Origin of the sequence: Stenotrophomonas lactitubi (genome assembly GCF_002803515.1) — a bacterium.
In the GTDB taxonomy this organism is placed as follows: Bacteria; Pseudomonadota; Gammaproteobacteria; order Xanthomonadales; family Xanthomonadaceae; genus Stenotrophomonas; species Stenotrophomonas lactitubi.
Map to the genome: position 1 here is coordinate 4046113 of NZ_PHQX01000001.1, position 22319 is coordinate 4068431.

20 protein-coding genes are annotated in these 22319 nt (G+C 63.5%); 11 read left to right on the forward strand and 9 right to left on the reverse strand.

Features of this window, described 5'->3' with window-relative positions; genetic code table 11:
- The first annotated feature begins 7 nt into the window (after positions 1-7).
- A complete protein-coding gene (locus tag CR156_RS22800) occupies positions 8-1012 on the forward strand; it encodes a hypothetical protein (RefSeq protein ID WP_133120117.1) in 1005 nt (334 codons plus the stop codon).
- Entirely contained in the window at positions 997-1542 is a 546-nt protein-coding gene (locus CR156_RS22805) for an AAA family ATPase (RefSeq protein ID WP_133120118.1), read from the forward strand. The genes CR156_RS22800 and CR156_RS22805 overlap by 16 nt, the downstream gene beginning before the upstream one ends.
- Positions 1543-1553: 11 nt before the next feature.
- Here the strand turns inward: CR156_RS22805 and CR156_RS22810 are convergent, their stop codons facing one another.
- The 7 genes from CR156_RS22810 to CR156_RS18970 all read right to left on the reverse strand — a co-directional run bounded on the left by CR156_RS22810 (position 1554) and on the right by CR156_RS18970 (position 9615).
- A complete protein-coding gene (locus CR156_RS22810; protein ID WP_133120119.1) occupies positions 1554-2300 on the reverse strand; it encodes a hypothetical protein in 747 nt (248 codons plus the stop codon).
- 10 nt (positions 2301-2310) lie between these two features.
- Complete coding sequence (locus CR156_RS23320; RefSeq protein WP_279324088.1) at positions 2311-3498, reverse strand: DNA methyltransferase; 1188 nt, start codon at positions 3496-3498, stop codon at positions 2311-2313.
- On the reverse strand, positions 3485-4786 hold the full coding sequence (locus CR156_RS23240; protein WP_133120120.1) for a hypothetical protein: 1302 nt from the start codon (positions 4784-4786) through the stop codon (positions 3485-3487). The genes CR156_RS23320 and CR156_RS23240 overlap by 14 nt, the downstream gene beginning before the upstream one ends.
- Positions 4787-4851: 65 nt before the next feature.
- Positions 4852-6036: an ABC transporter permease gene (locus CR156_RS18955; RefSeq protein ID WP_100553959.1), complete on the reverse strand. Its 1185-nt coding sequence runs from the start codon at positions 6034-6036 to the stop codon at positions 4852-4854.
- Positions 6033-6779 (reverse strand): ABC transporter ATP-binding protein, encoded by a 747-nt coding sequence (locus CR156_RS18960; RefSeq protein WP_100553960.1) that lies wholly within the window; start codon positions 6777-6779, stop codon positions 6033-6035. Before CR156_RS18960 ends, CR156_RS18955 begins: the two co-directional genes overlap by 4 nt.
- Positions 6776-8302 (reverse strand): alpha/beta hydrolase, encoded by a 1527-nt coding sequence (locus tag CR156_RS18965; protein WP_100553961.1) that lies wholly within the window; start codon positions 8300-8302, stop codon positions 6776-6778. The genes CR156_RS18960 and CR156_RS18965 overlap by 4 nt, the downstream gene beginning before the upstream one ends.
- Before the next feature lie 119 nt (positions 8303-8421).
- Positions 8422-9615 carry a GGDEF domain-containing protein gene (locus CR156_RS18970; RefSeq protein ID WP_243381928.1) on the reverse strand — a complete coding sequence of 398 codons (1194 nt, stop codon included), beginning with the start codon at positions 9613-9615 and terminating at the stop codon, positions 8422-8424.
- 135 nt (positions 9616-9750) lie between these two features.
- On the opposite strand from CR156_RS18970, the gene CR156_RS18975 reads away from it, so the two are divergent.
- The 3 genes from CR156_RS18975 (at position 9751) to CR156_RS18985 (ending at position 13016) form a co-directional block, all read left to right on the forward strand.
- Positions 9751-10236, forward strand: a complete 486-nt coding sequence (locus tag CR156_RS18975; protein WP_100553962.1) for a DUF1203 domain-containing protein — start codon at positions 9751-9753, stop codon at positions 10234-10236.
- Between the two features lie 236 nt (positions 10237-10472).
- Complete coding sequence (locus tag CR156_RS18980; protein WP_100553963.1) at positions 10473-11642, forward strand: lytic polysaccharide monooxygenase; 1170 nt, start codon at positions 10473-10475, stop codon at positions 11640-11642.
- A gap of 216 nt (positions 11643-11858) precedes the next feature.
- The gene (locus tag CR156_RS18985) at positions 11859-13016 is read left to right on the forward strand and encodes a lytic polysaccharide monooxygenase (RefSeq protein ID WP_100553964.1); all 1158 of its coding nucleotides are present in this window, start codon (positions 11859-11861) and stop codon (positions 13014-13016) included.
- A 93-nt stretch (positions 13017-13109) separates the two neighbouring features.
- Here the strand turns inward: CR156_RS18985 and CR156_RS18990 are convergent, their stop codons facing one another.
- Positions 13110-13859 carry a ferredoxin--NADP reductase gene (locus tag CR156_RS18990; protein ID WP_089237690.1) on the reverse strand — a complete coding sequence of 250 codons (750 nt, stop codon included), beginning with the start codon at positions 13857-13859 and terminating at the stop codon, positions 13110-13112.
- A gap of 84 nt (positions 13860-13943) precedes the next feature.
- Here CR156_RS18990 and CR156_RS18995 point away from each other — a divergent pair, with 84 nt between their 5' ends.
- The 4 genes from CR156_RS18995 (at position 13944) to CR156_RS19010 (ending at position 18270) form a co-directional block, all read left to right on the forward strand.
- On the forward strand, positions 13944-14912 hold the full coding sequence (locus tag CR156_RS18995) for an ABC transporter ATP-binding protein (RefSeq protein WP_162291996.1): 969 nt from the start codon (positions 13944-13946) through the stop codon (positions 14910-14912).
- Positions 14909-15709, forward strand: a complete 801-nt coding sequence (locus CR156_RS19000; protein ID WP_099819852.1) for an ABC transporter permease — start codon at positions 14909-14911, stop codon at positions 15707-15709. The genes CR156_RS18995 and CR156_RS19000 overlap by 4 nt, the downstream gene beginning before the upstream one ends.
- 694 nt (positions 15710-16403) lie before the next feature.
- Positions 16404-17342, forward strand: a complete 939-nt coding sequence (gene panE / locus CR156_RS19005) for a 2-dehydropantoate 2-reductase (RefSeq protein ID WP_100553965.1) — start codon at positions 16404-16406, stop codon at positions 17340-17342.
- A gap of 4 nt (positions 17343-17346) precedes the next feature.
- The gene (locus CR156_RS19010; protein WP_100553966.1) at positions 17347-18270 is read left to right on the forward strand and encodes an NAD-dependent epimerase/dehydratase family protein; all 924 of its coding nucleotides are present in this window, start codon (positions 17347-17349) and stop codon (positions 18268-18270) included.
- Positions 18271-18283: 13 nt separating this feature from the next.
- Here the strand turns inward: CR156_RS19010 and CR156_RS19015 are convergent, their stop codons facing one another.
- Positions 18284-19081, reverse strand: coding sequence for a TatD family hydrolase (locus tag CR156_RS19015; RefSeq protein WP_099819855.1), 798 nt, complete (start codon positions 19079-19081; stop codon positions 18284-18286).
- Between the two features lie 68 nt (positions 19082-19149).
- Here CR156_RS19015 and hrpB point away from each other — a divergent pair, with 68 nt between their 5' ends.
- Both hrpB and CR156_RS19025 read left to right on the forward strand, forming a co-directional pair.
- Positions 19150-21657 (forward strand): ATP-dependent helicase HrpB, encoded by a 2508-nt coding sequence (hrpB, locus tag CR156_RS19020; protein ID WP_100554234.1) that lies wholly within the window; start codon positions 19150-19152, stop codon positions 21655-21657.
- Positions 21658-21870: 213 nt separating this feature from the next.
- Positions 21871-22260, forward strand: coding sequence for a hypothetical protein (locus CR156_RS19025; RefSeq protein WP_025877588.1), 390 nt, complete (start codon positions 21871-21873; stop codon positions 22258-22260).
- Positions 22261-22319 lie beyond the last annotated feature (59 nt).

A 22319-nucleotide genomic window follows, 5' to 3' on the forward strand; every position in this document is an offset into this window, starting at 1 on the left:
AAAGTATATGAACGGCATACATTCATCCGGCCCAGAACCTGGCACTGCCGCAGGGGCAGCAAACCCTGCAGAGTGCACAGAAGTTGTTGAGCCTAAGGAGCCTGTGAGGGCCGCCCCACAGAAAGCCGATGAGTCCGCCCCGCCCCCTCTTGTGCGAGCTGAACTGCAAAAGACATTCGTGGCGATGCTCTTTGCGTTTGTCGCAGCGACAGTTGCACAACAACTTGGTGAAATTTTGGTTGTCGCTACGAAGGCATGGAAACTCGCCAACAGCGCTCCGGACATGCTAATCGCAGCTAGAGGTGACGGGTGGCTTCTGGTCGCCGCATCCATGCACGCCATGCTTGCCTTGACAATGGTGACAGTTAGTTGGTTTTCATGGTCTCTGTCTCAAGCTGCAATGCATAAGAGCGACGTAGTCACTATTTTTTCAAGAAAATTTCTTATCTTCTTAATAGAAATCTTCTTGGTCACACTCTACTTCTCGCTCTCAAAATCGGCGGAAGCTGACTATGCAGCCTACCTGAAAGATGGCCTAACAGCATCTTTCGTGAAGAATCCGTCGGCAAGGCCTGAAGCATTGCAACTTCTTTGGGTGTTTATGGTGTTTGCAACATGGGACTACTTTGTCGATGTGTTACGCCCATTCAAGTGGTCACGACTGCGTTTTCATACTCCGTTGAACCACCTGCGTCGGATTGTAGCGTTCTGCGGAGTTTCCCTATTTTGCGCTTCAGTGGCCTATGTCATAGGGTGGGCAACGCCCGCAAGTGGCGGCCAGCCATCTCAGGTTATATTTGGCGACATAGCCCTAATCCTAGCCGTCTTTATGTTCATTGCAGCCAAGCCATTTGAGTATTTCCTTGCGCGCGGGATGAAAAAGGAAATGATTGGAGACGTAACCTTACGCGAGCGCCCCACATCGCTAGAGAAGCGAAGATTTTGGATAATTCTGACCCTTGTACTCGTATGCACCTTCCTAACGAGGAACGCCCCATGTCTCCTGGGATAATTGGATTAGTTGGGCCAATTCGCTCGGGAAAGAGCACGGTCAGTCAGATTCTGGTTGAGGATTTCGGCTACCTGCCGGCATCAAATTCCGACCTGCTCGCATCGATCTTGGATCGAATGAAGATAGAGAAGAGTCGAGCGAATCTAGGAATGCTCGGAAATGCCATATTCGAGGTTCTCGGTAACGATGTTCTCGCCCACTACAGAATTCGCACACTCGGCAATAGTCGAATCGTTGTTGACGGGATTCGTTACGAGGATGAAATCAAAGCGTATTCGTCAATTCCGAACTTTCTGCTCATCGCAGTGGACTCGAGTTCAGAAGATCGACTAAATCGAATCAATGCAAAGTCCGGCCAAGACAAGGACCCAGGCCGCACCGACCTTCACGCATTGAAACGGCTGGACGAAGCAAGGAGCGAAATCGAGGTTCCACTCATCATGGAGAGAGCACACGCCCGAATCCAGAACAACGGGGATCTGAATAATCTACGCGCTGACGTGCATCGCTTTATAAGATCCCGTCTATAGACCAAGAAACCTCAAACCCTCTGGATAGAATTCGTCAGAAGTTTCAGAACGCGCTCCTCAGCCGCCTCGCACTTTGAAACAATCCAGTACTCATGGTCTCTACAGAGGTTCTGGGGATCAGCCTCAGCCCGCACCGTCAAACCGTTACGACGAAAAACATCGATCAGCTGAAGTCGAGACTTCTGAGTGCGGCGATAGACATTGGCAAGAAGCACGCCTTCCTTAGAAAGAATTCGCGAAACTTCTTTGACCTGACTTTCATAGACTTCAAACTGGAATACAAAAACCGCGAGAATGAGATCAATGGAACCACCAGCCACATCAACGCTGGATGAGTCTCCTGAGAATTCAGCCTTCTCACCGTCACAATCACTTAAAGATTCAAAATCCGCGTCCAACACTAGGTACATAAAGCTCGTAGCCTTCCCATCATAAAGAGGGCGCGAACCTGCTCCGATCTCCACCACAGCAAGAGGCGACAAGCCTTCAGTCACTGAGCGAAATATTGCCTTTACTTTATCATTGGGCGACCCAATGGATGCACTATATTTATCTCTAGCGCGACATAGGGAAATAACCTCATCCATTGACAGGCGATCAAGCTCAGCATTAGATACATAGAATTTATTCATAAACCGATAATGCGGGGCACCAAAGAATTCTTTGACTTTTGGGGGGTCCCCCTCCCCCAGCCAGACAGGAATCCTTTCTTCAAACATCGTGTACGACGAACATCCATTTTCGTTGATATGACCCACGCGACCACCCCTAGTTCGAAACGCTGAAAATTAAAATATCCTCATTGGCAACCTTTGCCATGAGTCTCCGTCGATGCGTAAGAATGTCGCGCTCTTTTCTCATCTTAAGATGGAAGCCCGCATCGCTACCCAGCATCAGCAACTGATCGGTCGTTCTTTCACGAGATGCGGATTCACCCACAACCAATGCCAGATGGCCGTCGTCACGTATAACTCTTCTAGCGGAGACGAAGAAATTTCTCATGTATTCTATATAGCTGGAATAACTGCTACCACGCGATCTATTGGAACGCGCTCCCGACTCCCTCGAGCGTAGAGCTTCAAAGTCAGTGAAGCCAAGCTTCCTTCCCTCAAGCTCAGGAATGTCGAACCACAGATAGGTGAGTCTTTGAGACTTGACGTAATCGGCAACGCCGAAGTATGGCGGAGACGTAACAATCAGATTTACACTGCCTACAGCCCGCTTACGCATCATATCTACTGAATCACCATTCAGCACTTTTGATCGGCGGCGCACCACGTCTCTGGTCGCAGTAGCATCATTTGCACAGACTTCGTTGAATGCGGAAGCGCAACTACGCAAATATTGATTGGAAGCACTGACAAAACTCGCGAAGGCGGGACGATACACAATCTCCTGCGGCTTTGGTCGCACGTTGTCGCACACCCAACCCCAATGCCTCCCTTGGGAAGATGTACTTTTTAGAATGCTTGAAAGTACAGCGAGAAAACAATCCTTCATGCGCCCGTCTGGACGAGCAATCGTCGCGGTGAGTACCGCCAGAATTTCCTGCGCGGTTTGGGGATGATACCACCTAGCCAACTCATCGGAACGGGGATGATTTTTGACAAATCCCCGCATCAATAGAGTATTGGCTTCGCGCTGAATTCGCTCAAGTTCTGACCCAAACACCTTCGCTGCAGGAAAATAGAGCTTTGCCGAAGACATCAAGCAGGCGACAGGATTGTTGTCGATACCAATGTACTTTCGCCCCAGCCTTATGGCCTCAACTCCGCTTGTACCAGACCCACAAAATGGATCCAACACCAAATCACCAGGAGATGTTAGGTGGCCAATTAAGGTGCCCGGGATTGCAGACACATAAGTAGCAGGATACCAATGCATCGCATGAATCCCAGTGTTACTAACTGCCGGGAATGACCAGTCGACGCTCCGCAAGTCCTCAATGATGTCCAAGCCCCAGCCCCAATTCCTGAGATAAGTATCGCCCCGAATAGCCCTCAGGGAATGAGGTGACAAAGTCATCATTACCCAGAATTTCGGCGAAGGCACCGACTGCTGCGCGGCGCCAAGACTCGCGGTCACGCTTAGTCATATTTCGTCCAGTCCGCTTGGTTCTAACCAACGCGATCATGCAGCTCCTCGACCCCCACCCAAACCGTACATTGTCGCCACCAGACAAACGGACATCAATTTGGCGAGATATTAATCCATTCTCATTCCATATGAAAAGCGTATGATTGCTACTTTCAACTACGCCTCTATCTATTAGCATTTCCGCAATTTCACTGTTGCTCATCTTAAGGGGGGCACTCAATTCCCTTATCCAAACATAGTCCTCCAGGATGTATTCACAGCCAGATATTAACTGCCATGCAAGCTGTTTTGTCCTTGGGTGATGCCGCAGTGCCTCCTCGAACTCTGGCTCAGTCATTCTCCAGTCGTCAGAAGTGATGATTCCTTCACGAACTGCGGCTCTACATAAATCCGCCTGCAGCGCGTTGTGCGGAATACATTGCGGATGAGAAATTATCATCGTGTATATTCTGTTTCTGAAATCAGCCCAGCGCGCAAGATAAGTTTGCCACTCTGATCCGAACTCCAGGGCAAGATCGTCTCCAACCTTGCAAACCGAAACAAGATCCGAAAGATTCTCCGCAGCGCCTTTCCATCCCAACATGCAGGCCATTCTGTGCACGTTATCAATATTATCGATATCCACACCAGCCGAAATGAAGTTCCCTTTTCCAGGCTCGGGGCAGACCGCGCGCAGGACTTCCAGAGGATCAACTCCGTGCCTGTCGAGTATCTCGATTAATCTTGCCGATTTTCCATGCACCACATGCCCATACTTGTTCGACCGCCCGTCGAGCCCAAACATGAGATTCTTAAGGCGATGCTCATGCGAAAATGCGGGATCTTTAGCTTTCAATTCCGACTCTACTAGATGACCAAATGGCGGAATCGCGGCATCGTGAAGCAACGCGGCGGCCACCAGTGACTTGATAGTGCTTCGATGAAGCGTCTTTCCAGCAGTCAGCTGGTAGGCAAGGTGAGCAACTCCAATTGAATGAGGTAGCCGCCTTGACCGCCCTAGCTCCTGAATAAGGGGGACATCAAAGTTCATCTGCCTCATGTTACGAAGTCGATGAACCTCGGGGCTCTCGAGGAGATCACCAAGGAACGTTGCCATTTCACGGTCATCCACTTCTATGTGACCGTGCAAAATGTCGTGAAACTCCATAGCGTTCTCGCTGGCGACGTTGTGATGTCCATTTTAGGGCATTGCGATACGGTTCGGGTTGGCCTTCAGCCGGAAATCGCCAGGCGTTCGTTGTGGTAACGACGCACGGCAGCAAACCACAGCACTGCGGCCAGACCCAGGCTTGCGCCGAGGTAGACCGCCCAGATGGTCGGGCTGATCGCCTCGTGGCGGATCACCTTCAACAGCATCTGGTTCTGCGACAGGAACGGCACTGCGTACTGCCACAGCTCGCTCTTCACCGGGTAGGCCATCAGCGCGTAGCCGGGCAGCATCGGCAGCAGCACCAGCCAGGTCATGTGGCTCTGCGCTTCCTTCATGCTCTTGGCCGCGGCCGAGAGGAAGGTCAGCAGCGAGGTGCCGATCAGCAGCATCGGCACCATCACCAGCAGCATCTGCAACATCGAGCCGATGTTCATGTTGAGCTGCCGGCCGACATTGCCGGGCGCGATCTGCGCACTGGCCTTGAACGCGATCAACGTCAGCAGCAACGAGGCGAAACCGACCACGCAGGCGGCGGCGATCTTGCCGCTGACGATGGCGCTGCGCGAACCCGGGGTCGCCAGCAGCGGCTCCAGCGATTGCCGCTCGCGCTCACCGGCGGTGGCATCCATCACCAGATAGGCGCCACCGATGAACGAGGTCAGCGTCAGCAGCACCGGCAGCAGCATCGACAGCATCATGCCGCGCTTGGCCTCGGCGCTGGCCATGTCCTGGGTAGCCACCTCCAGCGGCCGCGCCACCTGTGCGTCGACGCCACGTGCCATCAGCCGCAGTGCACCGACCTGGCCGTTGTAGGTCGCCAGGGCCGCCTGCAGGCGGGCGCTGGGTACCTCGGCGGCGCGCCGGGTACTGTCACGGATCACTTCCACCAGCGCGGGCTTGCCGTCGGCCCAGTCCTTGCTGAAATCGGGGCTGATGCGCAGCGCGACGTCGATCTCCTGCGAGCGGATCGCCTCGGCCAGATCCTTGGGCGCCGGCGCGGTGTTCAGCCCCTGCGCGGCCAGGAAACGCACCAGGTTCGGCGCATTCTCGGCACCGATGGTCGGGATCTGCAGTGGCTGTTCAATCTGGATGCGCACACGGCTTTCGGCCAGCTTGCCCATGCCCAGGATCAGCAGCGGGTACAGCAGTGGACCAAACAGCAGGGTCAGCATCAGGGTGCGGCGGTCACGCGAGAGGTCGCGCAGTTCCTTGCGCATCACCGTCATCATGGTCGACATCATGCTCATGCGTGCAGGCCCTCTTCGCTGCCGATCAGTTTCACGAACGCATCTTCCAGGTTGGGTTCGCCGGACTGCGCACGCAGTTCATCGGCGCTGCCGGCGGCCATCACCGTGCCCTTGGCGATGATCACGATGTGGTCACACAGCGCACCGACCTCCTGCATGATGTGGCTGGACAGGATCACGCAGCGCCCTTCCTCGCGCAGGCCCAGCAGGAAGCGGCGAAGTGCGCGGGTGGTCATCACGTCCAGGCCGTTGGTGGGTTCGTCGAGGATCACGTTGCGCGGGTCGTGCACCAGCGCGCGGGCAATAGCGGTCTTGGTTCGCTGGCCCTGCGAGAAGCCATCGGTCTGCCGATCTAGGATGTCAGCCATGTCCAGCGCATGCGACAGCACTTCGATGCGTTCGCGGATGCGCGACGCGGACAGGCCATGCAGCTCGCCGAAATAGGCGATGTTTTCACGCGCGGTCAGCCGCTTGTAGACGCCACGCGCGTCGGGCAGTACGCCGAGATGGCGACGTACTTCCACCGGATTGCGGGCGGCATCGATGCCATCGACGGTGATGCTGCCTTCATCCGGCGTCATCAGCGTGTACAGCATGCGCATGGTGGTGGTCTTGCCGGCGCCGTTCGGACCGAGCAGGCCGGTGATGCGCCCATCCTCGGCGCGGAAGCCGACATCGGCCACGGCCTGGATACGGCCGGTGCGGGTATTGAAGGCCTTGTGCAGGTTGTCGGCGACGATCATGGGGCCCATCCGTTGAACGAGGTGAACGCCGGCACGTAGCTCAGCGTGTCCAGGCAGCTGGCATCCAGCGCCTTGGCATCGGTGGTGTCGATGAACTGGCCGAGCAGGCGCGGCATGCAACCGGCGGCCAGGGTGCCGTGGCCTTGCCCGCGGGCAACCAGCGCACGTCCCTTCGGCAGCCCCTTGAGCACCTGTTCGGCGTAACGCGGCGGCGTCACCGGGTCCAGCTCGCCGGACAGCAGCAGCACCGGCAGATCACTGCGCAGTGGCGCTGCTGCTGCCGCCGGTGCCGGCTGGTGCGGCCACACCGGGCAGGCGGCAAAGAACGCACGCGCCGCTTCCGGTCCGAACAACGCATCTCCGCTTTCCGCCGGCGCCTGGTAGCGCGGTGCATCTTCGCTGCAGATCACCGACCACTGCATCCCGCGGTTGATCTGGAAATCCATGCTGCGGGTCGCACCGCGTACCAGCGAGGCCAGTGGCGCGTAACGCCCCTGCGCGGCCTCGTCCAGCACCAGTGGCAGCAGCGAGGAATACTGCGGCACGTAGGAGAAAGCGAACGCAAGGCCGACCACGCTGTCCGGGGTCAACACATCCTTGCGCGGCGCATTCGTGCCCGGATCGCGGTACTCGACGGTAACCGGCGTGCGGCGCAGGGTGTCCGCAACGCTGCGCAGCTGTGCGCGGGTATCGACCGGGAAGCGCTTGCTGCAGGCAACATCCTTGCGGCACTGCGCCGACTGCAGGGTGATGGCGTTGTCGAAGGTATTGGCGAATTCGCCCCCGACCACCAGATCGTTCGGCACCACGCCGTCGATGACGATGCTGCGGGTGTGCTGCGGATAGGCCGCAGCGTAGCGCTGGGCAACGCGGGTGCCGTACGAGCCGCCAACCAGGTTGAGCGTATCGGCGCCGAGCGCCTGGCGTACCGCGTCCAGATCGGCGATGGCCTCGGCGGTGGTATAGAAGCGCGGGTCGGCACGGCCCTTCAGCGACGCGGCGCAGCGCTCCGCGTACTCGCGCAGCAGCGCCTCGCTGGGCGCAGCGTCTTCATCCATCGGCAGCTCCTTGCCATCCGCGCCCAGGCAGCTGAGCGGGTTGGAGCCACCGGTGCCACGCTGGTCGATCAGGAAGATGTCGCGCTGCTTGCGCACCTGGCGCAGTGCCGTATCGACGATGACGGCGACCTCGCTGGCCGCCTGGCCAGGGCCACCGGCCAGGAAGAACACCGGGTCCGGCAGGCCGGAACCGCTGTTGCCCGACTCCAGCCAGGCCACGCGCAGGTCGATCCTGCGGCCATCCGGACGGGACCGGTCTTCCGGCACCTGGAAGGTGGCGCACTGCGCCTCGACGTTGGCGCTGGCGCCTTCGGTGGCCAGCGTGCAGGGGCGGAAATCGATCTGGCCGTAGCGGCGGCTGAGCGAATCGCCTGCGCCGTCGGACCCTGCCTGCGGCGGTGCGCTGCAGCCGGCAATCAGCATGCTGGCCAGCAACCCGGCCCGCGCGAAATGGTGTCGTTGCATCGTGCGTGATTCCCCTGGGAATGTTCCTGTCCACCACGACGGTGTGCCGCGGCAGATGTGACCAAACAGATGTGACCCAACTTACACGCGCCGGGCGCTGGCGGCGACAGGCGGATGTCCTAGGCCGGCGTCGGCACCGCCACCAGGCGGTTGCGGCCCTCGGCCTTGGCCCGGTACAGGGCCGTGTCGGCCAGCGCGATCAAGCCGGAAAGATCGGTCCGGCCATCGTCCAGCACCAGCCCGATGCTGGCGGTCACCGCCACCGGACCGGCATCGAGCAGGGCCGGACGCTGCTGCAGCCCCTGGCGGATCGCGTCGGCCAGCGCTGTCGCCTCGTTGCCGCTGCTGCCAGGCAGCAGCAACAGGAACTCCTCGCCCCCATAGCGGCTGAGCAGATGCACGCGGCCGATCGCGCAGCGCTGCAGCACCCCGGTGAAGTGCTGCAGCACGTGGTCACCCGCCAGATGACCCCAGCGATCGTTGACCTGCTTGAAATGATCCACATCCAGCAACAGCAGCGCCAACGGCGTACCGTGCCGGCGCGCCTGTTCCAGCTGCAGCTGCCCATCCGCGAGCACCGCGCTGCGATTGAGCAGGCCGGTAAGACCATCGATCCGCGCAGCCCGACGCAGTTCCACCAGCATGCGTTCGACCAGCAGCAGCACCAGAGCGAAGCAACGGGCCAACTCCAGCATTACCCCGGCCAGGTAGGTCACGAACATCGGCGTGCCGGTGCGCATGATGTCCTCGCCGGCGCCGGCCGCCACGGGCAGGAACAGGCGCACCACGTACAGCAGGCCCTCGGCGAGGAATACCGCAGCGGCCAGCCTGCAGCTGGTGCGCTGCTGTGGCGGGGCGTGGCGCAGCAGCAGCCAGGCGATCCAGCCGTCGATGATCGCAGCGAACACACTGAATACATGCAGGCGCACGACCAGGTTCGGCCACGGCACCAGGAACAGAAAGATGCCGGCCATGAACGCGGCCACCAGCAACAGCGGTCCCCATACCGGCAGGGGTTGGTCCAGATGCAGGGCCATGCCACGCAGCAGCAGCACCGCGCAGGCAGCCATCGCTGCGTTGCCGGCCAGAATCGCCGGCACCTGCGGCAGGTAGGGGCGCAGCGCCAGCAGGGTCACGCCCAGGGTCAGGGCCCACAGGCTGAGCGTCCACAGCCGCAGCACCGGTTGCCCGCGCAGCACCACCAGCAGCAACGAGAACCCCAGCGCGATGCCCACGCAGAGCAGGAAGCCAAGCACGGCGACGGTGGGGAAATCCAGGGACATGCGGCGCTGCAGGAAGGGCGGCGCGCGCATCTTAGCGCCTTGTGGCGGCCGCACGGACCGTCGCACTTGGGCAGGGGCAGGCGAGCCATCGAATCCGGTGGCGGAAAATGGCGAGCACGCAGCCCGTGTCGCCGACAGAATGCGCGGAAAACCGGGAGACACTCCATGCATTCGTGGCAACTCAGTGGCATCGACCACCAGCCGTTCGAAGCACTTTTCGAATCCAGCGACGATGCGTTGGCTGCACAGGGAATCGTGCGGCGACGCGCCGGCGACAGCGGCGGCTACCCCTGCAGGGTCAGCCTGACCGACGCGCCGGCGGGTGCGGAACTGCTTCTGCTGCCATACACACACCTGGCCTCGCAGTCGCCCTACCGCGCCTCGGGCCCGATCTTCGTGCAGCGTGGTGCCACCCGCTGCATGCTGCCGGCAGGCGTGGTACCTGCCTACGTGCACCGTCGGCTGATGTCAGTGCGTGCCTATGACAGCGCGGACTTCATGCTGAGCGGCTTGGTATGCCAGGGCAACGAGGTTGCTGCGCACCTGGACCGGTTGTTCGCCGATGCGACGGTGGCCTTCGTGCAACTGCACAACGCAGGGCATGGATGCTTTTCGTGCCAGGTGGATCGAGCCGGCAATCAACGGTCGTGACGGTGCGCGCGAACGTGATCGTTGCCGCGATGCAGGCGTGACCGCCAACGCATTCGTTCAGTGTGGCGTGAAGCCTGCGGGAAGGGCTTCACACGCGCAGTCACGGATCGGCATCGACGAGGTTTCGCGCTGTGCATTGCCGCTCGATACTCGCGGCGGTACCGCTCATCGTCCGTCGCGCGGCACAGCGCGGGTACAGCGGTCACCGCTCTCTTCGACGACCACAAGGATGCGCCATGTCTCTGCGATACACCCCATTGCTGTTGGCTACCGTCTTCGTTGGCGCCGGTGTTGGCGTTGCCGGCAACGCGGCCGCACACGGCACGATGATCACCCCGGTCAGCCGCGTCTATGCCTGTTTCCAGGGCAACCCGGAAAATCCCACCAACCCGGCCTGCGCGGCCGCCAAGGCAGTGGCCGGCTCACAGGCGTTCTACGACTGGAACGGCATCAACCAGGCCAACGCCAACGGCAACCACCAGGCCGTGGTGCCCGACGGCAAGCTGTGCAGCGGCAGCAACCCGACTTTCCGCGGCCTGGACCTGGATCGCAGTGACTGGCAGACCACGCCGATCCAGCCCGATGCGAACGGCAGGTTCACCTTCGTGTTCAAGGCCACCGCCCCGCATGCCACGCGTGACTGGAAGTTCTTCGTCACACGCGCCGGCTGGCAGCCGGGCAGCCCGCTGCGCTGGGCCGACCTGCAGGAATTCTGCTCGCTGGGCAATACGCCGCTGTCGGCCGATGGCACCTACAAGCTGCAATGCACGCTGCCGCAGCGCAGCGGCCAGCATGTGATCTACAACACCTGGCAGCGCTCGGATTCGACCGAAGCGTTCTACACCTGCATGGATGTGCGCTTTGAAGGCGGCGGCGGTACCACGCCGGTACCGCAGTGGCAGGATGCCGGGCCGGTCACCGCGCGTACCGAACTGCCGGTCGGCACCACCCTGGCGCTGCGTGTGTTCAATGCCAACGGCAACGATGTGGAACGTGTGGAAGCCACGCTCGCCGCAGGCCAGACCGCGCCAGCGCAGTGGCCGCTGGCGCTGGCCCGCAAGGTCAATGCCAGTGCCCAGCATGCGCGCGTGGGGGTGCTCAGCAACGGCGCGATCACGCCGATCGCCTCGGCCACCGACAACCGCGTGTACCTGAAGGACGGCAACCGCTTCCAGCTGGACACGAAGGTGCCGGACCCGGGCACGCCGTCGCCCGGCGGTGACTTCGACCATGTGTATCCGGCCGGCATCGGCAGCTACGTACCCGGGCAGACCGTGGTGAAGGGCAGCGACGGCAAGCTGTACGCCTGCCGCCCGTTCCCGGAAGGCGCGTGGTGCAACGTCAATGCCGAGGCGTACCGGCCGGGCGTGGGCTCGGCGTGGCGCGATGCCTGGGTGCCGTACTGAGTGAGTGAGAGATGGAGCGGGAGCGGCGCGCACGTGCCGCCCCGCTTCTGCAATCGGGCAGATGCAGACCCGCGGGTACAACATGAAGTGTTAACCCGTTCGCGCAGGCAATGCACATTGCGTCGCAACCTGCAGCTTTTCGGAATCGTTGAATGGATGGCGCTGTGCATCGTGTGGAGACTCGCTGGTCCTTCCACCGTTCACAGGATCCCCACCATGCAACCGCTCAATCGACTCGCTCTCGCGATGACTGCCATCGCCGGCCTGGGCGTCTCTGCCAGTGCGCTGGCGCACGGCACCATGTCCAAACCCAGCAGCCGGGTCTATGCCTGCTACCAGGGCAATCCGGAGAACCCGACCAATCCGGCGTGCGCCGCCGCAAAAGCGATCGGCGGTGCACAGCCCTTCTATGACTGGTCCGGCATCAACCAGGCCAATGCCAACGGCAATCACCAGGCCGTGGTGCCGGACGGACAGTTGTGCAGCGGTGGCAACAGCAAGTACCGCGGCCTGGATCTGGATCGGTCCGACTGGTCGACCACCCCGATCCGCGCCGATGGCAACGGCCGCTACACCTTTGAATTTCTTGCGCCCGCCCCGCATGCCACCCGTGACTGGAAGTTCTATGTGACGCGCGAAGGATGGCAGCCAGGTTCGCCCGTGGGCTGGTCGGATCTGCAGGAGTTCTGCACCTTGGGCAACGTGCCGCTGTCGGAAGGTGGTGTCTACAAGCTGGATTGCCCGTTGCCCCAGCGCACCGGCCAGCATCTGATCTACAACACCTGGCAGCGCTCGGATTCGGCCGAGGCGTTCTACACCTGCATGGACGTGCGTTTCGAGGGTGGCGGTGGTGTAACGCCGCCGCCGCAATGGCACGATGCCGGCCCTGTCACCGCGCGCGGAGCCCTGGATGCGGGTACGACCCTCACCCTGCGCGTGTTCAACGCGAACGGCAATGATCTGGAACGCATCGACACCACGCTGACCACTGGCCAGACGCTGCCAACGCAGTGGCCGCTGACGTTGGCCCGTGCGGTCAATGCAGGCGCGCGGCATGCCCGCATCGGCCTGCTGGAGAATGGTGTGATCACGCCGATTGCCTCAGCAACGGCGAACCGCGTCTACCTGGCGCAGGGGCATCGGTTCCAGCTGGATACGAAGGTGCCCGATCCGGTGCAGCCGCCGGGCGACTTCGATTTCATCTATCCGGCCGGCATCGGCAGCTACGTGCCCGGGCAGACCGTGGTGAAGAGCAGCGACGGCAAGCTCTACGCCTGCCGCCCGTTCCCGGAAGGCGCGTGGTGCAACGTCAATGCCGAGGCGTACCGGCCGGGCGTGGGCTCGGCCTGGCGCGATGCCTGGGTGCCGTACTGATCCCGTCGTCGGAGGCGGCCATACGCCGCCTCCGTTGGGAATGCGCGTCAAGCGTCCATGAGGTTGCCGGCCAGCGGCCGGCACTACCTGGGTCTATTTGCTGCTGACGTACTTCTCGCGGCGGATCTGCGGATTGCCCAGGCCCGCCGCCTTCAGCGCTTCGGCGCAGGCGTCGACCATGTCCGGGTTACCGCACAGGTAGGCGATGTCGGTGGCCGGGTCCGGCGTGAATTCCGCCAGCGCCTGCTGCACGTAGCCATGGTGTACATCCGGGTGCGGCTCGGCCGGCAGTTCACGCGACAGGCACGGCACATACCGGAAGTTCGGGTGCTTTTCGGCGAAGCTGTAGAAGTCTTCGCTGTACAGCAGCTCGCCCGGGCTGCGTGCACCCTGCAGCAGGACCACCTGCACGCCGCGCTCGGCCATCGCCGTTGCCAGCAACGGCAGCATCGAGCGGTACGGGGTGACGCCGGTGCCGGTGGCGATCAGCAGGTAGCGGCCGTTGTGGTCGCCCGGGTTCAGGCAGAACCGGCCGTAGGGGCCGGACGCGCTGACCTGGCCGCCGATGTCCAGCGCCTCGAACAGGGCCGTGGCGGCGCCGCCGGGGACGAAGCTGACCGCGATATCCACCGCCTCGCCCGGGCCCAGCGCGTGGTCGTGGATGGTCGCCAGCGAATAGCTGCGCTTGGTTTCGGTGCCATCGGCGTAGCTGAAATGGACCTGGATGAACTGGCCGGGCTGGAAATCCAGCGGCTGGCCGTCGTCACGCACGAACTGGTAATGGCCGATGGAGGGCGCCAGCATGCGGCGGTCGACCAGTTTGATGGGGAATTGGACAGGCACGACTTTTCGGGACAGTGTGTAGCCGGGGCAAGCCCTCGGGGTCTTCTATAATAGACCTTCCCCGCCCCTCTCCAGCGCCAGCCCATGGGCGCGAAGGCTTCGAGCTTGGCTTCCCAGAACGATACGGCGCCCGCCCTGCGCGTGCGCGACCTGCGTAAAACCTATGACAACGGCACCCAGGCCCTGAAAGGGGTCTCGCTGGAAGTGGCCCCGGGCGATTTCTTCGCCCTGCTGGGCCCGAACGGCGCCGGCAAGTCCACCCTGATCGGCATCATCAGCTCCCTGGTCAACCTCAGCGAGGGCCAGGTGGAGGTGTTCGGCAGCGACCTGGTGCGCAACCGCAGCGCCACCATGCGCCTGATCGGGCTGGTGCCGCAGGAGATCAACTTCAACTTGTTCGAAAAGCCCTTCGACATCCTGGTGAACTACGCCGGTTTCTACGGCGTGCCGCGCGCGGAAGCCGAGCAGATGGCCGAGGTCGAGCTCAAGCGCGCCCACCTGTGGGAGAAGGCGCAGGTGATGAGCCGCACCCTGTCCGGTGGCATGAAGCGCCGGCTGATGATCGCCCGCGCGATGATGACCCGGCCGCGCCTGCTGATCCTGGACGAACCGACTGCCGGCGTGGACATCGAGATCCGCCGCGACATGTGGCGGGTGCTGAAGGAGATCAACGCCGCCGGCACTACGATCATCCTGACCACCCACTACCTGGAAGAGGCCGAGCACCTGTGCCGCAACCTGGCCATCATCGACCATGGCCAGATCGTCACCCAGGGCCCGATGCGCGAACTGCTGGCCAAGCTTGATGTGGAAGGCTTCCTGCTGGACATCGACGGCGCCCTGCCCGCGCAGCTGCCGGTGATCGAGGGTGCGACCCTGATCGCCACCGACAGCCACACGCTGGACATCGACATGCCGCGCGCGATGGATCTGAACCGCGTGTTCGAAGCACTGAACGCAGCGGGCATCCGCGTGCGTTCGATGCGTACCAAGAGCAACCGCCTGGAGGAACTGTTCGTGCGCCTCACCGGCAACCAGGAGACGTCCGCATGAGCAGCACCCCGACCCCGGTCCTGACCGACGGCCAGCGCAACCGCATCGCACTGATGACCATCGTGCGCCGCGAAGTCGCCCGCATCATGCGCATCTGGGGCCAGACCCTGGTGCCGCCGGCGATCACCATGACCCTGTACTTCCTGATCTTCGGCGGCCTGATCGGCTCGCGCGTGGGCGACATGGGCGGCTACACCTACATGCAGTTCATCGTGCCGGGCCTGGTGATGATGAGCGTGATCCAGAACAGTTACGGCAACATCAGTTCGTCGTTCTTCGGCGCCAAGTTCGGCCGCCACGTGGAAGAACTGCTGGTCAGCCCGATGCCGAACTGGGTGATCCTGTGGGGCTACGTGGCCGGTGCGGTGCTGCGCGGGCTGATGGTCGGCGTGATCGTGCTGATCATCGCGATGTTCTTCACCCCGGTGCGCATCCCGCATCCGCTGGTGACGCTGACCACGGTGATCCTGGGCGCGACGATCTTCTCGCTGGCCGGCTTCATCAACGCGGTGTATGCGAAGAAGTTCGATGACGTGGCGATCGTGCCGACCTTCATCCTGACCCCGCTGACCTACCTGGGCGGCGTGTTCTATTCGGTGAAGCTGCTGCCGCCATGGGCGGAGGCGGCCACGCACGCGAACCCGATCTTCTACATGGTCAACGCGTTCCGCTATGGCCTGCTGGGCAGCAGCGATGTGCCGGTGGTGGTGGCGTATGCGCTGATGATCGGTTTCGTGGTGGTGCTGACGGCGCTGGCGCTGTGGTTGTTGAAGCGCGGCGTGGGCATGCGCAGCTGAGGATGTCCTGCAGGGCCTGCGGCCCTGCACCCGCGGTGGTAGTGCCGGCCGCTGGCCGGCAACAGCAACGTCAACGTCAACGTCAACGTCAACGTCAAACGCTAGCTATCCGTGGGGTGGCGGGGTGGTGTCGGGTGGCGGGGACGCCGCAAGTACGTCCTTGTAGGCTTGGCCGCGCCATCCATGGCGCGGACACCCCGCAACCCGACACCACCCCGCCTTCGACAGTTTCCCGATGCTGTTGGAACGGCGGTCTTTGCTGCTGTTGGTGGATGTCGACCTTGGTCGACACGGTAGATCCACGCCATGCGTGGATGGCTGGAGATCATGTAGAGCCGAGCCAATGCTCGGCTCTTTTTGTTTGCGATCTGATGGATGTGGATCCATTGGAAAGATGATCACGAGAAACGAGCGGAGCGACCCGCTGTTGCTTTTGATTTTCTTCTTTGTTTTCCGTGGTGGACGCACACGGAACACGTCCGTGGCCGGGTGGGTAGGTTGCGCAGGGGCGTGAGCCGCATGGATGCGGCGACCGAGCCTACAAGGACGTATTTACGGCGCCCCCTGCGCAACCTACCCACCCGGCCAACCTCATGAACAGCGCTTTGCGCGAACCACCACGAGGGGCGCAGCCGTTGGCCGCAAACTCCGGCACAATCACGGCAGTGAATCCCCCAACTGCAGTGAGCGTGCAATGCGTATCCTGATCCTCGGCGCCGGCGGTACCGGCGGTTACTTCGGTGGTCGCCTGGCCCAGGCGGGTGTGGACGTGACCTTCCTCGTGCGCCCTGCCCGCGCCGCGCAACTGGATCGTGATGGCCTGGTGCTGCGCAGCCCGGTGGGTGACGCCACGTTCCCGGTGCAGCATGTCACCGCAGATGCCCTGGCGACGCTGGCTGCAGACACGCCGTTCGATCTGGTGATCCTCAGCTGCAAGGCCTACGACCTGGACAGCTCGATCGATGCCATCGCACCGGCCGTGGGCGCGAACACCACCGTGCTGCCGATCCTCAACGGCCTGCATCACTACAACGCGCTCGACGCGCGCTTCGGTCGCGATGCAGTGCTCGGCGGGCTGTGCTTCATCAGTGCGACCAAGGCGCCCGATGGTGCCGTGCTGCATCTGGGCAAGCCGGCCAAGCTGACCTTCGGCGAACGCGATGGCGGTGCGGCCTCCGCGCGCGTGCAGGCATTCGCTGCAACCTGTGCACAGGCGAATCTCGATCATCTGGCCAGCGAACACATCGGTCAGGAACAGTGGATCAAGTACACGTTCCTCACCGCGCTGGCGGCGGCTACCTGCTTGCTGCGTGCGGACATCGGCACCATCGTCGCCACCGACGACGGCGACGCCATCGTGCGCGGGCTCTACGACGAGTGCCTGGCGGTGGCCGAAGCCGCGGGCGAACCAGTGCCGGACGCTGCGCAGGACACCGCGCGTGGCACCCTGACCCAGACGGGTTCGGCGTTGAAGGCGTCGATGCTGCGCGACCTGGAAGCGGGCCAGCAGGTGGAAGCCGCTCAGATCGTCGGCGACATGCTGGCGCGTGCGCGCGCCGCGGGCCAGGAAGCGTTGCTGCTGCAGGTGGCCTACAGCAGCCTGCAGGCCTACCAGGCCCAGCGCGCGAGCTGAGCCGATGAACCTGCCTGGCCCGTTGCCGAAGCGGGTACTGATCCTCGGCATGGGCTGGAGTGGGCGCGTGCTGGCTGCGCGCCTTCAGGCCCAGGGCGTGCAGGTGGAAGGCACGGTGCGTGATCCGGCGTCGGCACCTGACGATGGCCTGCAGCGTCATCAGCTGCGTGCCGACGCTGCGCTCTCACCCGCCCTGCTCGATGCAATCACACACGCCGACGCGGTGCTGTGCAGCGTGCCACCCGATGCCGAGGGCGACCCGGCACTGCGCCTGCTGCATGACGCGTTGCGCGACAGCGCGTCATTGCGTTGGCTTGGCTATCTGTCGTCGACCTCGGTCTATGGCGACCGTGACGGTGGCTGGATCGACGAGAGCAGCGTTGCCGATGCCACAGAACCCACGGGCATGCAGCGTCAACTCGCCGAAACGCAATGGCGTACGCTGGCGGATGCGCGCGGCATCGCCTCGGCGGTATTTCGCCTGCCGGGCCTCTATGGGCCCGGGCGCAATGCGCTGCTGCAGCTGTCCCAAGGCCGCGCGCGGCACGTGGTGCGGCCAGGGCTGGTGTTCAATCGCCTGCATGTCGAAGACCTGGCAACGGTGGTGATCGCCGCGATGCGCCGCCCCATGGCCAATGCGCTGTATCTGCCGAGCGATGACGAGCCGGCGCCGTCGCAGGATGTACTGGCCTTCGCCGCGCAGCTGGGGGGCTTTGCCCTGCCGCCCGCAGTGGCCTGGGATGATCCATCGCTCAGTGCGACGTTGCGGCGCTTCTACCAGAGCAACAAGCGCATCGACAGCCGCGGCACGCGCGAGGCGCTGGAGTGGACACCGCGGTTTCCGAGCTATCGCGAAGGGCTGACGGATCTTGCCGCTTCGCTCGCCGGGCATGGCCCGGCGCTACCGGATCAGGGCGTTCCCGGCTGACGGGTAGTGCCGGTCAGGCAGCGTCGGGCAGGCGGAAGAACGCACGCGTGGCGGCCGTGGCGTTCGCTGCCGTGGTCTGCACATCCTCGCCACGGTCCCGCGCCAGCTCTTCCACGATGTGCGACAGGAACACCGGTTCGTTGCGGCGGTCCTTCGGCATCGGCTTCAAGGTGCGCGGCAGCAGGTACGGCGCATCGGTCTCGATCATCAACCGGTTGGCCGGAATGTTCTTCACCAGCTCACGCAGGTGCCCACCACGGCGCTCGTCGCACAGCCAGCCGGTGATGCCGATGTACCAGTCCTGGTCCAGGTAATCGAACAGCTCCTGGCGCTCACCGGTGAAGCAGTGCACCACGGCCGGACCGATGCGGCCTTCGAAGTTCTTCATCTGCGCCATGAAATCGGCATGCGCGTCGCGCTGGTGCAGGAACAACGGCTTGCCATTGTCCGCAGCCAGCTGTAGCTGGCGCTCGAACGCGCGGTGCTGCGCCGGGCGCGGCGAGAAATCGCGGAAATAATCCAGCCCGCACTCGCCCACTGCGACGACTTCAGGGTGGGCATGCAGCGCGCGCATCTCCGCATCGCACTCGTCGGTGTACTCCACCGCGTGGTGCGGGTGCACGCCGGCGGTGGCGTACAGGAACCCCGGGTGCTGCTGCGCCAGCTGCAGGGCCAGCGGCGAGTGCTCGCGGCTGGCACCGGTGATGATCATCTGCACCACACCGGCCTGCCGTGCGCGGTCCAGCACGGCCTCGCGGTCGCGGTCGAAGGAGTCGTGGGTCAGGTTGGCGCCGATATCGATCAGATGCATGGGGGCAGCAGGGGCAGGAAAACCCGCGCATTGTACCCGTGCCCGTCATGGCCCCTTATCCTTTGCACATGAACGCCCCGCAATTCCCCATTTCTCCGCTGCTGCCGCAGATCCAGCAGCACCTGGCCGCGCACCCGCGGCTGGTGCTGGAAGCCCCACCCGGTGCCGGCAAGACCACCCAGGTGCCGCTGGCGCTGCTCGATGCGCCCTGGCTGCAGGGCCGCAGGATCATCCTGCTGGAACCGCGCCGGGTGGCTGCGCGCAGTGCCGCGATGTTCATGGCGCGCCAGCTCGGCGAGGAGGTCGGCGGCACCGTCGGCTACCGCATCCGCTTCGAGAACAAGGTATCGGCGCGCACCCGCATCGAGGTGGTCACCGAGGGCATCCTGACCCGGATGCTGCAGGACGACCCGATGCTGGAAACCGTCGGCGCGATCCTGTTCGATGAATTCCACGAACGCCCTCTCAGTGGCGATTTGGGCCTGGCGCTGGCCCTGGACGTGCAATCGCAGCTGCGCGACGACCTGCGTTTGCTGGTGATGTCGGCGACGCTGGACGGTGAGCGCCTGGCCCGCTTCCTCGATGCACCACGGTTGAGCAGCGAGGGCCGCAGCTATCCGGTGGCGGTCAGCCACTTCCCGGCGCGGCGTGACGAGGCACTGGAGCTGCAGGTGCGACGCGCGGTACAGCAGGCGCTGGCCGAGCACCCCGGCGACCTGCTGGTGTTCCTGCCCGGCCAGCGTGAGATCGCACGCGTCCAGGCCGGCCTGCAGGACAGTCTTGATGGCGCTGCGGTGGACGTACTGGCCCTGCACGGTGAACTGCCGGTGGAACAGCAGGCGCGCGTGCTGCAGGCCTCCAGCGACGGCCGCCGCCGCGTGGTGTTGGCCACCAACGTGGCCGAGTCCTCGGTGACGCTGCCCGGCGTGCGTGTAGTCATCGACAGCGGTCAGGCACGCGAGCCACGCTACGACCCCAACAGTGGCTTCACCCGCTTGGACGTGGTGGCCATCGCGCAGGCCTCGGCCGACCAGCGTGCCGGCCGTGCCGGGCGTGTGGCCGAGGGCGTGGCGTGGCGGCTGTGGCCGCAGTCGCAACGGCTGGAGCCGCAGCGTCGCGCCGAGATCGACCAGGTTGAACTGGCCGGCCTTGCGCTGGAACTGGCCGCCTGGGGCAGCAGTGACCTGCGCTTCCTCGACCCGCCACCGAGCGGGCCGATGGCCGCCGCACGCGAACTGCTGCAGCGCCTGGGTGCGTTGTCCAGCAGTGGCGCGATCACCGCACTCGGCCGTCGCGTGCTGGCGCTTGGCACCCATCCGCGGATGGCCGCGATGCTGCTGGCCGCACCCGATGCCCGCGCACAGGCCTTGGCCGCCGATCTTGCCGCATTGCTGGAAGCCCGCGACCCGTTGCGCCAAGGCGGTGATGCAGTGGCCGCGCGCTGGCGTGCACTGGCGGCCTTCCGCAATGGCCGTGCGCCCGCCGATGCCAATCGCAGCGGCCTGGCCGCCATCGACGCTGCTGCCAAGCAATGGCGCCGCCGCTTGCGCTGTGATGCCGCAGCACCGGCCAGCATCGAAGCGCACGAACTGGGCGACCTGCTGGCGCACGCCTTCCCCGACCGCATCGCCTTCCAGCATCCGAACGACCCGCTGCGTTACCTGCTGGCCAACGGCCGCAGCGCCCGCCTGCATGAACTGAGCGACCTGCGGGGCGAACCGTGGCTGGTGGCGAGCGAACTGCGTTTCGAGGCACGCGACGCGCTGCTGCTGCGCGCCGCACCGGTGGATGAAGGCTATCTGCGCAGGTGCTGGCCCGACCGCTTCGTGACCGAAGACGTGGTGCGCTGGGATGACACGCGCCGCGCGCTGGTTGCGCTGCGCGAAACACGCTTCGACCGCATCGTGATGGACAGCAGTTCGGCCGGCCGGGTTGATCCGCAGCTGGCGGCGCAGGCACTCACCGATGCGGTTGCCGAGCTCGGCCTGCAGGCGTTGCCATGGACCGAGGGCCTGCGCCAGTGGCAGGCACGGGTGGAATCGCTGCGGCGCTGGATGCCCGAGCTGGGCCTGCCCGACTGCAGTGACACCGCATTGCTGGCCAACCGTGCGCAATGGCTGCAGCCGGCATTCGCTGGCAGGACACGTCTGGATGCGCTGGACGAGGCCAGTTTCGGCGAAGCGTTGAAGGCGCCACTGGAATGGTCGCAGCGGCAACTGGTCGAGCGCCACGCGCCGACCCGGATCACCGTACCGTCGGGGCTGGAACGGCCGATCACCTACGCGCTGGACGGTGAAACCGGCGAGCCGCTGCCGCCCGTGCTGGCGGTGAAGCTGCAGGAGTTGTTCGGCCTGGCCGACACGCCGCGCATCGCCGATGGCCGGGTGCCGCTGACCCTGCACCTGCTGTCACCGGGTGGTCGGCCGTTGCAGGTGACCCAGGATCTGCGCAATTTCTGGGAGAACACCTACGCCGAGGTGAAGAAGGAAATGAAGGGCCGTTACCCGCGCCACCCGTGGCCGGACGATCCGTGGACGGCCACGGCGACCCACCGGGCCAAGCCGCGCGGAACCTGAGTGGCGGGGTCGGACCCCTTTGCGTGGCAAAGGGCTCTGACCCAAGGATGCGCGCCGGGGTCAGAGCCCTTTCCCAACGGAAAGGGATCCGACCCCAGCCCGCCCGTTCCTGAATGGCTGCGTTAGAGTCACACCACGCGCCCGCCTGACTGACATACCGTTTACGGGCAACAGGCGACACTGGACTTCGACCCGAGGCAAGGACACCCCCGCATGAGCAAACTGACCGTAATCACCGACCGCGCCCTGGAGCGTGCCCTCGACCTGGCCCACACCGCGGGCGATGGCCTGAAGAGCGCCGGCGGCAGCCTGCGCCACCTCGGCCCGCAGGCCAGCGACTGGATCAAGACCGGCGCCGCGCTTGGCGCGGTGAAGACCGGCGGCAAGGTCGCCACCAAGTTCGCCCGCCGCAATCCGGCGGTGACCATCGCGGCGGCTGCCGTGGGCGTGGGCCTGCTGGGTTACGCGCTGTACCGCAAGCAGCAGAAGAAGAAGGCCGCCAATGGCCATGTCGTGAACGGCCAGGCCCAGCGCATCAATGCGCGCGACCGCCGCAACGACACCGTAGTCGATGAGCACAGCGATATCGGCAGCGACGCCTGATTGGCCGGGGTCGGATCCCTTCCGCAGGAAGGGCTCTGACCCCACGACGCTGCACGAGG